This is a genomic window from Burkholderia sp. PU8-34 (assembly GCF_053427725.1).
Map to the genome: position 1 here is coordinate 578,024 of NZ_JBSAXC010000003.1, position 13,773 is coordinate 591,796.

Genomic DNA, 13,773 nt, shown 5'->3' on the forward strand with positions numbered 1-13,773 from the left:
GGAATGGCCGCGCCGTTTCCCGAGATCCTCGCGCTTGGCGAGGCGATGATCGAATTCAACCAGTCGAAGCCGGGGCAGCCCGAATTCCTGCAGGGCTTCGGCGGCGACACGTCGAACTTCTGCATCGCTGCCGCGCGCCAGGGCGCGTCGGCCGGTTTCGTGTCGGCGGTCGGGGACGATCCGTTCGGCCGGCTGCTGAACGACCTGTGGCGCTGCGAAGGGGTCGACACCACGTACGTGCGCGTCGACCGGTCGGCGCCGACCGGCGTGTACTTCGTCACGCACGGTCCGGACGGCCACCAGTTCGACTACCTGCGCGCCGGGTCGGCAGCGAGCCGCTATGCGCCGGCCGACCTGCCGCTCGACGCGCTGGCTGCCGCGAAGGCCGTGCACCTGTCGGGCATCAGCCTCGCGATCGGCACGGCCGCGTGCGACGCCGCGTTCGCGGCAATGGAGCATGCGCGCAAGCATGGCGCGAAGGTCAGCTTCGACACGAACCTGCGCCTGAAACTGTGGCCGCTGCCGCGCGCTCGCGCAGTGATGCGCGAAGCGTTACGCCAGACGGACATCTGCCTGCCCAGTTGGGACGATGTCACGGCGCTCACGGGCGCGGATGATCGTGATGCGATCGTCGACGCGATGCTCGAACTCGGGCCGCAGGTGGTCGCGCTGAAGCTCGGCAAGGAAGGCGCTTACGTCGCGACGCCACACGAGCGGCGCGTCGTGCCGGGTTTTGCGGTTGAAGCGGTCGATGCGACGGGCGCGGGCGACTGCTTTGGCGGCGCGTTCGTCGCGCGGATCGTCGCCGGCGACGATCCGTTTGCCGCAGCGCGCTACGCGAACGCGGCGGCGGCGCTGTCGACGACGGGCTACGGCGCGGTCGCGCCGATCCCGCGCCGCGATGCGGTGGAGCGATTGATGCAGGTCTGACTGGCGGAGCAGCGCGGCGCGAAGGCGCTCGCGCGCCTCGTCGCGTATGCGCACGCGGGCGTCGATCCGGCCTACATGGGGATCGGCACGGTGCCGGCCACGCGGAAGGTGCTCGAGCGCGCAAGGCTGACGGTCGCCGATCTCGACGTGATCGAGGCCAATGACGCATTCGCCGCGCAGGCGTGCGCGGTGACGAAGGCGCTGGGTCTCGACCCGGCGAAGGTCAACCCGAACGGGTCGGGCATCTTGCTCGGTCACCCGATCGGCGCGACGGACGCGTTGATCACGGTCAACGCGCTCCATGAGTTGCAGCGCATCGGCGGCCGCTATGCGCTCGTGACGATGTGCATCGGCGGCGGGCAGGGCATCGCCGCGATTTTCGAGCGAATCTGAAACAGGGAGTCCATGTTGGTGGGTCGATATTCGGGATGGCAACGGGCACTTGTCGTCGCATGTGCGCTGGCCGCAGGCTTCGCGTCACATGGCGCAAGCGCGGCGCAGGCTGTCGCGCCGGACGCGCAGCAGAACGTTCAGCCGGACGACAGTGCGCCCGCGCGGCCGCTGCGGCCGAATCCCGAATTCGCCCGCCTGCCGCGCTACGAGGGCACGCTCGGCGACCGGCCGATCGTCGTGCGCCTCGGTCCGAAGGAGAACGAAGAGGGCGTGCACGGCGAATATCAGTTCACGGACACCGGCGAGGTGGTCCTGCTTGCGGGCGACCGCGACGGCGACACGCTCGAGATCGAGGAATCCAACGACGGCACCAACATCACCGGCGTGTGGATCGGCCGCTTCGACGCGTCGGGCGGCCTCAAGGCCGACCGGATGAACTCGGACGAGTCGGATCCGCAGCCGGTCGTGCTGCGCCCGGCCCACGGCACACGCGCGGCGCTCCAGGTGCGCAACGGCCGCGTGCAGGAGATCGAGACGGTCGGCGGCATCGTCAATCTGCGCAGCGGCGACTGAATCCGGCGCCGGCTCGGTGCTGGCTTGGTAAGCCCGGCGCGCATTGTACCGGGCCAAACGCGCCGGCTTTGGCTATGCTGTCGGTCTATTTCGCAACCGATCGGCCGCCTGCGCGGCCTCATCGCCATGACTGCATCTCATTCCAAACGCGCGCTGCAAACCCGTATCGTTCAACCTGACGACGTCATTCCGGAAGGCTTCCGCTCGTTCGTCGCGCCGGTCGAACGCGCATCGACGGTGGTGTTCCCCGATCTCGCAACGATGCGCAATCTCGACTGGCGCCAGGACGGCCAGTGGCGCTACGGCCTGCACGCGACGCCGACGTCGCTCGCACTCGCGCAGCGGCTCGCCGAGATCGAGGGCGGCACGCATGCGCTGCTGCAGCCGTCGGGCCTCGCGGCGATCATGAACGTCTATTTCGGCTTCGTGAAGGCGGGCGACAACGTGCTGATCCCGAACAACGCGTACGGCCCGAACGCGGATTTCGGCCTGTGGCTCGCGAAGGATTTCGGCATTACCGTGCGCTTCTACGACCCGCTCGCCGGCGCCGGCATCGCGGATCTGATCCAGCCGAACACGCGGCTGATCTGGCTCGAGGCGCCCGGCTCGGTGACGATGGAAGTGCCGGACGTCCAGGCGATCACGGCCGTCGCGAAAGCGCGCGGCGTCGTCACTGCGATCGACAATACGTATTCGGCAGGGCTCGCGTTCAAGCCGTTCGAGCACGGCGTCGACATCTCGGTGCAGGCGCTCACCAAGTACCAGTCGGGCGGCAGCGACCTGCTGATGGGCGCGACGATCACCGCCGACGCGGCGCTGCACGCGCACCTGAAGCTCGCGCGGATGCGCTGCGGGATCGGCGTGTCGGTCGACGACTGCTCGCTCGTGCTGCGCAGCCTGCCGAGCATGCAGGCGCGTTTCGATGTGCACAGCAAGAGCGCGCTCGCGCTCGCGCACTGGCTGAAGTCGCGGCCGGAAATCGTCGCGGTGCTGCACCCGCAACTGCCGGATTGCCCGGGCCATGCATCGTTCGTCCGCGATTTCACGGCGGCGGGCGGGCTGTTCTCGGTGATCTTCGACGAACGCTACAGTGCGGAACAGGTCGATCGCTTCGTCGAAGCGCTGGAACTGTTCGCGATCGGCTGGAGCTGGGGCGGCGCGTGCAGCCTCGCGATGCCGTACGACGTCGCGTCGATGCGCCAGGATTGGCCGCATCGCGGCACGCTGGTGCGGTTCTACGTCGGTCTGGAGGATGAAGCGGACCTGCGCGCGGACATCGAGCGCGCGATGCGCACGACGCTCGGCTGAACGTCGCGCAAATACGCGATACGCCGGCACGACGTCGCGTCGTGCCGGCGTTTTTGTTTCAGAACAGGCGCAGCAGGCCGTCTAGTCCGACGTGATCGAACGCGACCGTCGCGGCTTCGCGCACGACCGGCTTTGCGTGGAACGCGACCGACAGGCCGGCCTCGGCCATCATCTTCAGGTCGTTCGAGCCGTCGCCCATCGCGATCGCCCGGCTCGGCGCGATGCCGAGCGCTGCGCACGTGTCGCGCAGCGTGCGGGCCTTCACGTCGGCATTGACGATTTCGCCGATCACCTTGCCGGTCAGCTTGCCGTCGACGATTTCGAGCGTGTTCGCGTGCGTGAAATCGAGGCCTAGCCGTGCCTTCAGGCGCTCGGTGAAGAACGTGAAGCCGCCCGACACGAGCAGCGTCTTGAGCCCCGCGGCCTTTACGCCGGCAAGCATCGATTCCGCGCCGGGCGACAGCCGCAGCCGCTCCTCGTACACGCGCTCGAGCGCCTGCGCGTCGAGCCCGGCGAGCAGCGCGACGCGGCGCGTCAGGCTTTCGTTGAAATCGCGGATCTCGCCGCGCATCGATGCCTCGGTGATTGCCGCGACCTCCGCCTTCAGGCCGCAGAAATCCGCGATCTCGTCGATGCACTCGATCGTGATCAGCGTTGAATCCATGTCCATCACGACGAGCCCGAAGTCGGCAAGCGTGCGGCCTGCGTCGACGAATGCGAAGTCGAGCGCGTGCGTGCCGCAGTACACGTCGATGTCGGGCCGCTGCGCCGGATTGACGTCCTCGATGCGCAGCGCGTATTCGTCGACCTGCACGACGCGGGCGCCGCGTGCGAGCGCGAGCAGCGGTTTGTGATGCGCGTCCGACAGCGGCGCGAGGCTCTGGATGACGAGATTCTGGGTCATGGCGGGTTGGTTGCGATGCGTATGAAATGCGTGGGCAGCCGGGCCGCGGCCGCCGTAAACGCGTCATTGTAGCCGGTCGGTACGGCACTGGTGCCAGACGATCGATCGCTATCCGACGGCACTCCGATGGCATCCCGACGGCATCCCGACGGCACCCCGATGGCATCCCGACGGCTGCCGCAGACGCTCCTGTCGCGGACCGAAACCGCAGATCGCCGGCAGCAGGCCGAACGTGCTATCTCCCGCCGGCCCGATCCCAATACGGCGGATCGCCGAAATGCTCGGCGAGAAACGCGATGAACGCGAGCGTCTTCAGCGGCACATGCGCGCGGCTCGGATAGACGCCCCAGATCGCAACCTCGTCAGCGAGCGGATAGTCGTCGAGCACGCTGACGAGCGCGCCGCTCGCCAGATGGGGGGCGACGTCCCAGGTCGACTTGATCGCGATCCCGAAACCGTCGACGAGCGCCTCGCGGATCGCCTCGCCGTTGCTCGCGACTAGCCGGCCGCCGACGCGTACCGTGAGCGGCCCCTGCGGCGTGACGAACGACCAGTCGCGCTGGTCGCCGAGGATCACGCATTCGTGCTGCGCGAGGTCGGCCGGATGGCGCGGGGCGCCGTGCTCGGCGAGATAGGCGGGCGAGCAGCAGACCACGCGGCGGTTCGCGGCGAGCTTGCGCGCGACGAGCGTCGAATCCTTCAGCGCGCCGAGGCGGATCGCGACGTCGAAGCCTTCGTCGACGAGGTCGACGATTTCGTCGGACAGCCGCAGGTCGAGCGATACGGACGGATAACGGCGCAGGAACGCCGGGATCACCGGCGCGACGTGCTGGCGGCCGAACGACGATGACATCGACACCTTCAGCCGCCCGTACGGCTCGGTGCGTCCATGGCCGACCGAGGCGCGTGCGGCGTCGGCGGCCGTCAGCAGCGCTTCTGCGCGCGCGATGAAGATCTCGCCGTCCTGCGTGAGGCTGATGCGGCGCGTGGTGCGGTGCAGCAGGCGGGCGCCGAGCTGGCGCTCGAGCTGCGCGATGCGCGCGCTCGCCACAGCCGCGGACACGCCGAATTCGCGGCCTGCTGCCGTCACGTTCGCGAGCAGCGCCGCGCGCACGAACAGGCCGACGTCGAGCAGGTCGAGCGGCTTGTCGGCGGCGGGGATCGCGGCGGGAGTCACGGCAGGAGTCGGCGCTTCGGGCGACATTATTCGGAGTTTCAAGAGAATGTTTCAGGAAATATAGCTGTTTTCTCGAAAGATCGCGCGGCCTACGATGCGGTGTCACGGGGCCGCGATCGCGGCCGCCTCGAACCCTCTGCAAGGAGCCGCATGATGAAAGCCGTTGGACTGACCCGTTACCTGCCGATCGACGACCCCCAGGCACTTGTCGACGTGGAACTGCCGCAGCCCGTGCCGGGCCCGCGCGATTTGCTCGTCAAGATCGAGGCCATATCCGTGAATCCCGTCGATACCAAGGTGCGCGCGCCGAAGCCGCAAGTCGAAGCGGCACCGCGGGTGCTCGGCTGGGACGCCGCCGGTATCGTCGTTGCGGTCGGCCCGGACGTGACGCTGTTCCGCCCCGGCGACGAGGTGTTCTACGCGGGCAGCATCACGCGGCCCGGCGCAAACAGCGAGTACCACGCGGTCGACGAGCGGATCGTCGCGCTGAAGCCGCGCACGCTCGATTTCGCAGCTGCCGCCGCGCTGCCGCTGACCGCGCTGACCGCCTGGGAGGCGTTGTTCGACCGTCTGCGCGTGTCGCCGCAGGGTGCGGATGCGGGCAAGTCGGTGCTGATCGTCGGCGGCGCGGGCGGCGTCGGCTCGATCGCGATCCAGCTCGCGAAGACGCTCGGCAAGCTGCACGTGATCGCGACCGCGTCGCGGCCCGAGTCCGCCCGGTGGGTGCGCACGCTCGGCGCGGACCAGGTCGTCGACCACTTCGGCGACCTGCCTGCGCAGCTTCGCGACGCGGGGCATGCGCAGGTCGACTATGTGCTGCTCTTCAACGACACGGATCGCCATTTCCCGGCGGCGGCCGATGTTATCCGGCCGCAGGGCGGCATCTGCACGATCGTCGAGAACCTGCGTCCGGTGCCGGTCGAGCTGCTGAAGGCGAAAAGCGCGGCGTTTCATTGGGAATTCATGTTTACGCGCGCCATGTTCGACACGCCGGACATGATCGAGCAGCACAAGATCCTGACCGAAATCGCGCGGCTCGTCGACGGCGGCGTGCTGCGCACGACGCTCGGCGAGCACCTGGGCGCGATCAACGCGGAGAACGTGCGGCACGCGCATCGGCTGCTCGAGGCGGGGCGGGCGATCGGCAAGCTGGTGCTGGCCGGCTTCTGAGCGCGTTCCGCGCGCGCGGCGTGCCGGAGATGCGCCGCGCCGCGAACGCAAGCGGGGTAACACCCGATGCGTTCCGGACACATCGCGCGCCGCTTGGCGGTAGACTGGCAACGCGTCATGCATCGAAAACCGCGCGGCGCGCGCCAGCGCCGCCGCATTACAAGGAGGTCAGCATGAGCCAACGCAGCTTGTCAGTTGCCGTGTCGTGGTCGGTCGCGCTTGCGGCGGCGTGCGTCAGCGCCGGCGTGCTCGCGGCGCCGCCGGTCAAGGGCAGCCTGAAGGGCGGCGGCACCGGGCAGCTCGAGTACACGGTCAAGGTCGACTCGAAAACGTTCGGCAATACGCAGGAGACGCGCAAGATCCGCTCGGGCGAGACGGACGACTTCAACTGGAAGTCGGTGCCGCCCGAAGGCGCGGTCGCGATACCGGACGGGTGCCCGAATGCCGACAACCTGCCGCGCGATGCGAACGGTGCGATGGTCCGGCAGACGCAGGTGCGGCTCGCGCCGTCGATCGACGCGAAGGGCATGGCGAACGTGCAGATGAGCTTCCAGGCGGCCGCGCCGAAAGGCACGCGCAGCGTGACGGCCGGCGGCAAGTCGCTGCAGTGTCCGAATGTCGTGTCGGTGAGCCAGGTCAAGTGGCTGACGATCTCGTCCAACGGCGGATCGAAGACCGTCACGATGAGCGACGGCACGAAGGTGTCGGTGTCGATCAAGCGCTGAGCGACACGCGCGACGCACGACCGATCCGGTGCGCGCGCAACGGATCGGTGCGTGGCCCTCGACGAGGGGCGGTGGCGCAGTTGACGCGGAGGCTGGAGCGTGCGCGCCGAGATCGCGCACGCCGCGTGATCGCGCTCTGTATCGTTACGCGTTCACGATGAGTGCGAGGCCGGATCGCGGTCGGCTTCCGTCACTCGCACGTCCGTCGCGGTGACAGCGCACGCGGCCGATGTCGTCGACGTTCTGGACTGCGCATGGCGCGGCGTCTGCGTGACGCCAATCGTCCGCCACGCTATCCTGCCGGGCGTCAGCCACTCTCCCGAACGGAATTCCCATGAAAGGCCGGATAAGCGTGCTGCTTGCCGCCGCAGTGCTTTTTGCTTCGTCCGCGCAAGCCGCCGACGATTGCAGCTTCGTGAAGAAAATCGAACTGCCGTCGCGCCAGCAGACGGTCGTCGTATCGAGCGGCTCGCTCGAACCGTGCTCGACCGGCAGCTACGCGGTGCGCATCTATTCGACCGCGCACACGGCGCCTGGCTTCGACACGGACGACTATGTGACGGGGGCGTTGCATGCGCGCGACGGCATCGTTGCCGACGCATTCACGGCCGACCTCGGCGCGCGTGCACCCCAGGCGGTCGTCGTCACGACGCGTTCGGCGGGCAGTGGCGGCTATCTCGGCGCGCAGGCGTACGTGACGACGCCGCGCACGGTACGTCTGATCGCGTCGGTCGACGGTCTCGCGCCCGGCGCGGACGTTGCGGCAGCGTTGCGGCAGGCGATCGGCAAGCACCGCGTGCGCTAGCCCCGCGACGCGAAGCGCTGCGCGCGGCACCTGCCGCCCGTCAATGCGCGCGCTCTTCGAGCCGCGCGGCCAGAAAGCGGTGATCGGCGGAGAACAGCCGGCGATAGGTCAGCAGTACCGCGCCGACGGTGCCGAGCGCGGAGGCCGCGGCGATCAGGAACATGATCACGATCTGATAGCGCACGGCCTGCAGCGGCGACTGGCCGGCCAGCACCTGGCCCGTCATCATGCCCGGAAGGCTGACGACGCCGACCACGGCCATCTGGTTCAGCGTCGGCAGCATGCCCGCGCGCACGGCCTGGCGTGCGGCATCCTGCGCGGCTTCCCAGCGCGTCGCGCCGAGCGCGAGCGCAGTCTCGACGCGGTCGCGCCGCGCGGTGAGCTCCTCGGTCATCCGCTCGACGCCGAGCGCGACGCCGGTCAGCGTGTTGCCGAGAATCATCCCGAGGATCGGGATCGCGTACTGCGGCGCATACCACGGATGGATGCGGATCACGACGAACAGGCCGATCGCCGCGACGAACCAGCTGCTGAACCAGATCGACGCGATGCTGTCGATGCGCTGCCCGCGATAGGTGCGCTTGCCGCGCCCGGCTCCCGCGAAACCGGCGATCAACGTCATCAGCGCGGTGAGCGGCAGCACGACGTACCAGTGCGCATGGCCGAACACCCAGCCGAGCACGTAGCCGATCGCGAGCAGCTGCACGACGGTGCGCACGGCGGCGAGCGCGAGCTTGCGGCCGAGCCCGAGCGACAGCGCGGCCGAGATCGCGCCGTTGACCGCGACGAGCGCTGCCGCAATGCCGACGTCGACGAGACTCAGGTCCTGCAGTACCGAATTCATCGTGTGACCTCCGTGGCCTGCGCGGCGCTCAGCACGCCGGCGCGCATCGTCATCCGTGACGTGCTGATGCGCGCGGCCTGCGCGGGATCGTGCGAGATCCACATGTACGCGCGCGCGTCGGGCGATGCGTCGAACCACGCGCCGACGAGCGCTTCGATCGCGCGCGTCGATTCGGGGTCGAGCGCAGACGTCGGCTCGTCGAGCAGCAGCACGTCGGGATCGAGCTGCAGTACGCGCAGCAGCGCGGCGATCTGTGCCTCGCCGCCCGACAGCTCGCTCGCGCGCTTGTCGAGGAAGTCGGCGCCGCGGCCCGCGCGCGCGGCCAATTGCTCGGCGCGCGCGCGATCGAACGTCAGGTTGCGATAGACCGCGAGCGTGTACGGATAGCGCAGCTGAGACTCGACCGTGCCGTCCGTCTGCGCCGGACGCTGGCGCACATACGCGACGCTGCGCCGGTAGCGCGGGATCGCGCTGCGCCGGATCGGCTTGCCGCGCCACAGCACGCGGCCGCCGTCGAGCGGATCGAGCAGCGCGAGCGCGCGCAGCAGCACGCTCTTTCCCGACCCCGACGGTCCCGTGATCGCAATGCGTGCGCCCGCGGGCAGACTGAAATCGGTCGGCGCGAGCAGGATCTTGCCGCTGCTGGCGTCGCGCCGGGTCATGCCCTGCGCGTCGATGAGGCCGGTGGCTGTCATGTCACAAATGAAAAAAAGCGTTAATGGCGCCGGGGCGATGGGTAGCGTGCGTCATAATACCGATTGAAAAGCTCGCGCGGGTGTCGTGCGCCGTTCGTCCACGCAAGCGGCCCGGTATCGTGCGGCTATCGCATTCAGAACAACAACGGAACCGCCATGACGCTTACCGGAGCCATCGGCAAATCGGCTGCATGGATCGTCGGCATCGTCGCGGTCGTGATCGCGGCGGCCGGCGCGTTTCTCTTCACGTTCGACTGGAACCGCGTGAAACCGTGGGTCAACGAACAGGTGAGTGCGGCACTCGGCCGCCCGTTCGCGATCAACGGCGACCTCAAGGTCGACTGGCAGCGCCCGGACGGCGAAACCGGCTGGCGCGCGTGGGTCCCCTGGCCGAGCCTCTCCGCGACGCAGATCGAAATCGGCAACCCCGACTGGGCGAAAAACCCCCGGTTCGTCACGCTCGACGCCGCGCACTTCGATCTCGCGGTGCTGCCGCTGCTCGCACATGAAATCGTCATCCCGTCGATCGACGTCGTCAATCCCGCGGTGGACCTCGAACGCCTTGCCGACGGCCGCAATACGTGGACGTTCCAGTTCAAGCAGTCGAACCAGCCGTCGCCGTGGAAAGTGCGGCTCAACAGCTTCGGATTCGGGAACGGCACCGTCACGTATCGCGACGCGATCACGAAGGCCGACCTCACGATCGCGATCGATACGCTCGGCCAGCCGATTCCGCTCGGCGACGTGCTGAAGCAGCAGGAAGAAACATCGCGCGCGGCGTCTGTGCAGCGTGTCGGCAAGCACGGCGCCGCGCAGTTGAGCGCGAAGGCGAATGCCGAGGCCGCATCGAGCGCATCCGCCGCGCAGGCCGCGAGCGCGGCGGCCACGCCTGCATCGCCGGCGTCGTCGGCATCGTCTGCTACAGCGGCGGCTTCTGCAACGGCAAACGCATCCGGTGCAAGCGCCGCCGCTTCGGCAACCGCAAAAGCGGCCGGCCCGGCCTACGCGTTCGGCCTCAAGATCGCCGGCCGCTACAAGAACGTGCCGATCGACGGCACCGGCAAGCTTGGCGGCGTGCTCGCGCTCGAGGATGCGTCTCGGCCGTTCCCGCTGCAGGCCGACGTGAAGGCGGGCGACACGCGGCTCGCGATCGTCGGCACGCTGACCGATCCGCGCGAGCTCGCCGCGGTCGACCTGCGGCTGTGGCTGCAGGGCACGACGATGTCGCATCTGTACGCGCTGACCGGCATCACGCTGCCCGATACGCCGCCGTATGCGACCGAAGGGCGTCTGATCGGCAACTTCAAGCCGCACGCGAGCACGTTCCGTTATGAAAACTTCAACGGCCGGGTCGGCGGCAGCGACCTGAGCGGCACGCTCGCGTACGCGCAGCGCGAGCCGCGCCCGCTGCTGTCGGGCGAGCTCGTGTCGAACCTGCTGCGCTTTTCCGATCTCGCACCGGTGATCGGCGCGGACACGGCCGCGAGCAAGGCGCAGCGCGGCGACACGACGCGCCAGCCGCCGGGCCGCGTGCTGCCGGTCGAGACGTTCCGCACCGACCGCTGGCGCGCGCTCGACGCCGACGTGAAGTTCACCGGCCGCAAGCTGATCAAGAGCGCGGACCTGCCGATCACCGATCTCTATACGCACATCGTGATGCAGGACGGCGTGCTGTCGCTCGAGCCGCTGAAGTTCGGCGTCGCGGGCGGCTCGCTCGCGACCACCGCGCATCTCGACGGCAGCAGCGCGCCGCTCAAGGGACGCTTCACCGTTGCCGCGCGGCACCTGAAGCTCAAGCAGCTGTTCCCGGCGCAGAAGGTGATGCAGTCCGCGCTCGGCGAGATCAACGGCGACGCGTCGCTGTCGGCGACCGGCAATTCGCCGGCCGCGCTCGCCGCGACATCGAACGGCGAAGTCAAGGCGATCGTGACGAACGGCGCGATCAGCCGGCTGCTGATGGAAGCGGCCGGCCTGAACGTCGCGAACGTCGTCTACGAGAAGTTGTTCAGCGGCCGCGACGTGAAGATCAACTGCGCGGCCGTCGATTTCCAGGCGACCAACGGCGTGCTCGACACGAAGGTGTTCGCATTCGATACCGACGATGCGCTGATCAATGTCGATGGCCCGATCAGCCTGCGCGACGAGTCGATGAACCTGAAGGTCCACCCGCACACGAAGGGCTTCCGGATCTTCTCGCTGCGCTCGCCGCTGTATGTGAAGGGTACGTTCAAGAATCCGGACGTCGGGGTGGACGCGGGCGCGCTCGCGCTGCGCGCCGGCGCGATGGTCGGCCTCGGGCTGCTCAACCCGTTCGCCGCGCTGATCCCGCTGATCGCGCCGAGCAATAACAAGGACGTGCCGTGCTCCGAACTGTTCGCGCAGCTCAACGCGCCGGCGAAGATCCCGGTGAAGGCCGGCAAGTAATCGGGTCGCATGAGCCGGCCGTGCGGGCCGGTCGCGCGGGCCGTGTGGCCGTACGCGAGCGGCCCGCGCCACGTCGACGAAATTGCGATTCGCCCCCGTTTCCTGGGCGTGCCGATGCGGCGCAGCCCAGCGTTTCACCGACTCCTGCTAAAATACCCGGTTTTCCGTCGATCTATCTCCTAACGGGATCTGCCGTGCTTTCTACTGCCAACATCACGATGCAATTCGGGCCGAAGCCCCTGTTCGAGAACATCTCGGTCAAATTCGGCGAGGGCAACCGCTATGGTCTGATTGGCGCGAACGGCTGTGGCAAGTCGACGTTCATGAAGATCCTCGGCGGCGACCTCGAGGCGAGCGGCGGCAACGTCGCGCTCGAGCCGAACGTCCGCCTCGGCAAGCTGCGCCAGGACCAGTTCGCTTACGAGGACGTGCGCGTGCTCGACGTCGTCATGATGGGCCACACCGAAATGTGGGCCGCGATGACCGAACGCGACGCGATCTATGCGAACCCTGAAGCGACCGATGACGACTACATGCACGCGGCCGAACTCGAGGCGAAGTTCGCCGAGTACGGCGGCTACGACGCCGAAGCGCGTGCGGGCGCGCTGCTGCTCGGCATCGGCATCGAGGAGAAGTTCCACAACGGCCCGATGAGCGACGTCGCGCCGGGCTGGAAGCTGCGGGTGCTGCTCGCGCAGGCGCTGTTCTCGAAGCCGGACGTGCTGCTGCTCGACGAGCCGACCAACAACCTCGACATCAACTCGATCCGTTGGCTCGAAGACACGCTCAACGAGTACAACTCGACGATGATCATCATCTCGCACGATCGTCACTTCCTGAACTCGGTGTGCACGCACATGGCCGACATGGACTACGGCACGCTGAAGGTCTGGCCGGGCAACTACGACGACTACATGCTCGCGTCGGCGCAGGCCCGCGAGCGCCAGGCGGCGGCGAACGCGCGCGCGAAGGAGCGCGTGGCCGAACTGCAGGACTTCGTGCGCCGCTTCTCGGCGAACAAGTCGAAGGCCCGCCAGGCGACGAGCCGCGCGAAGCAGATCGACAAGATCAAGATCGAGGAATTCAAGCCGTCGTCGCGGCAGAACCCGTTCATCCGCTTCGAGTACGAGAAGAAGCTGCACAACGTCGCGGTCGTCGCGGATGAGATCACGAAGAAGTACGAGCGCACGATCTTCCAGAACTTCAACCTGTCGGTGCAGCCGGGCGAGCGCATCGCGATCATCGGCGAGAACGGCGCGGGCAAGACGACGCTGCTGCGCTCGCTGCTCGGCAAACTGGCGCTCGAGCACGGCACGGTGAAGTGGGCCGAGAACGCGAACGTCGGCTACATGCCGCAGGACACCTACGAGGAGTTCCCGAACGACATCACGCTGATGGACTGGATCGACCAGTACCGCAAGGATGGCGACGACGAGACGATGGTGCGCGGCACGCTCGGCCGCCTGCTGTTCTCGGCGGACGACATCAAGAAGTCGGTGAAGGTGCTGTCGGGCGGCGAGAAGGGCCGCATGATCTGGGGCAAGCTGATGCTCGGCCGCCACAACGTGCTGCTGATGGACGAGCCGACCAACCACATGGACATGGAATCGATCGAGTCGCTGCAGATCGCGCTCGAGAAGTTCGAAGGCACGCTGATCTTCGTGTCGCATGACCGCGAGTTCGTCAGCGGGCTGGCCAACCGGATCATCGAAGTGACCACGCACGGCACGCTGACCGACTTCGGCGGCAATTACGAGGACTTCCTCACGAGCCAGGGTCAGGCGTAATTGTCGCCTGGTTGTCCCAAGACCACCGTTCATGTGTC

12 protein-coding genes and 1 pseudogene are annotated in these 13,773 nt (G+C 68.0%); 9 read left to right on the top strand and 4 right to left on the bottom strand.

The window, feature by feature from the left end; all coding sequences use genetic code 11:
- Window positions 1–3 precede the first annotated feature (3 nt).
- From ACV22Z_RS11105 to ACV22Z_RS11120, 4 genes and pseudogenes are all read left to right on the top strand, one after another.
- Window positions 4–930 (top strand): sugar kinase, encoded by a 927-nt coding sequence (locus ACV22Z_RS11105; protein ID WP_448076331.1) that lies wholly within the window; start codon window positions 4–6, stop codon window positions 928–930.
- A pseudogene (locus tag ACV22Z_RS11110) lies at window positions 931–1,323 on the top strand (acetyl-CoA C-acyltransferase); the annotation flags it as partial.
- 18 nt (window positions 1,324–1,341) lie between these two features.
- A complete protein-coding gene (locus ACV22Z_RS11115) occupies window positions 1,342–1,896 on the top strand; it encodes a hypothetical protein (RefSeq protein ID WP_448076395.1) in 555 nt (184 codons plus the stop codon).
- A 126-nt stretch (window positions 1,897–2,022) separates the two neighbouring features.
- Window positions 2,023–3,204, top strand: coding sequence for a cystathionine beta-lyase (locus ACV22Z_RS11120; protein WP_448076332.1), 1,182 nt, complete (start codon window positions 2,023–2,025; stop codon window positions 3,202–3,204).
- 58 nt (window positions 3,205–3,262) lie between these two features.
- Here the strand turns inward: ACV22Z_RS11120 and serB are convergent, their stop codons facing one another.
- Together serB and ACV22Z_RS11130 are read right to left on the bottom strand one after the other, a co-directional pair.
- On the bottom strand, window positions 3,263–4,108 hold the full coding sequence (gene serB / locus ACV22Z_RS11125; RefSeq protein WP_448076333.1) for a phosphoserine phosphatase SerB: 846 nt from the start codon (window positions 4,106–4,108) through the stop codon (window positions 3,263–3,265).
- Window positions 4,109–4,343: 235 nt separating this feature from the next.
- Window positions 4,344–5,312 (bottom strand): LysR family transcriptional regulator, encoded by a 969-nt coding sequence (locus tag ACV22Z_RS11130; protein WP_448076396.1) that lies wholly within the window; start codon window positions 5,310–5,312, stop codon window positions 4,344–4,346.
- Window positions 5,313–5,438: 126 nt separating this feature from the next.
- On the opposite strand from ACV22Z_RS11130, the gene ACV22Z_RS11135 reads away from it, so the two are divergent.
- The 3 genes from ACV22Z_RS11135 to ACV22Z_RS11145 all read left to right on the top strand — a co-directional run bounded on the left by ACV22Z_RS11135 (window position 5,439) and on the right by ACV22Z_RS11145 (window position 7,985).
- On the top strand, window positions 5,439–6,455 hold the full coding sequence (locus ACV22Z_RS11135; protein ID WP_448076334.1) for a zinc-binding alcohol dehydrogenase family protein: 1,017 nt from the start codon (window positions 5,439–5,441) through the stop codon (window positions 6,453–6,455).
- A 173-nt stretch (window positions 6,456–6,628) separates the two neighbouring features.
- Window positions 6,629–7,180 carry a DUF6013 family protein gene (locus ACV22Z_RS11140; RefSeq protein WP_448076335.1) on the top strand — a complete coding sequence of 184 codons (552 nt, stop codon included), beginning with the start codon at window positions 6,629–6,631 and terminating at the stop codon, window positions 7,178–7,180.
- Between the two features lie 334 nt (window positions 7,181–7,514).
- On the top strand, window positions 7,515–7,985 hold the full coding sequence (locus ACV22Z_RS11145) for a PliI family lysozyme inhibitor of I-type lysozyme (RefSeq protein ID WP_448076336.1): 471 nt from the start codon (window positions 7,515–7,517) through the stop codon (window positions 7,983–7,985).
- 40 nt (window positions 7,986–8,025) lie between these two features.
- Here ACV22Z_RS11145 and ACV22Z_RS11150 read toward each other — a convergent pair whose 3' ends face one another.
- Both ACV22Z_RS11150 and ACV22Z_RS11155 read right to left on the bottom strand, forming a co-directional pair.
- Complete coding sequence (locus ACV22Z_RS11150) at window positions 8,026–8,829, bottom strand: ABC transporter permease (protein ID WP_448076337.1); 804 nt, start codon at window positions 8,827–8,829, stop codon at window positions 8,026–8,028.
- Complete coding sequence (locus ACV22Z_RS11155) at window positions 8,826–9,524, bottom strand: ABC transporter ATP-binding protein (RefSeq protein ID WP_448076338.1); 699 nt, start codon at window positions 9,522–9,524, stop codon at window positions 8,826–8,828. The genes ACV22Z_RS11150 and ACV22Z_RS11155 overlap by 4 nt, the downstream gene beginning before the upstream one ends.
- A 156-nt stretch (window positions 9,525–9,680) precedes the next feature.
- Between ACV22Z_RS11155 and ACV22Z_RS11160 the strand changes: the two genes are divergently transcribed.
- Together ACV22Z_RS11160 and ACV22Z_RS11165 are read left to right on the top strand one after the other, a co-directional pair.
- A complete protein-coding gene (locus ACV22Z_RS11160) occupies window positions 9,681–11,948 on the top strand; it encodes an AsmA family protein (RefSeq protein WP_448076339.1) in 2,268 nt (755 codons plus the stop codon).
- 194 nt (window positions 11,949–12,142) lie between these two features.
- The gene (locus ACV22Z_RS11165) at window positions 12,143–13,735 is read left to right on the top strand and encodes an ABC-F family ATPase (protein ID WP_448076340.1); all 1,593 of its coding nucleotides are present in this window, start codon (window positions 12,143–12,145) and stop codon (window positions 13,733–13,735) included.
- Window positions 13,736–13,773 lie beyond the last annotated feature (38 nt).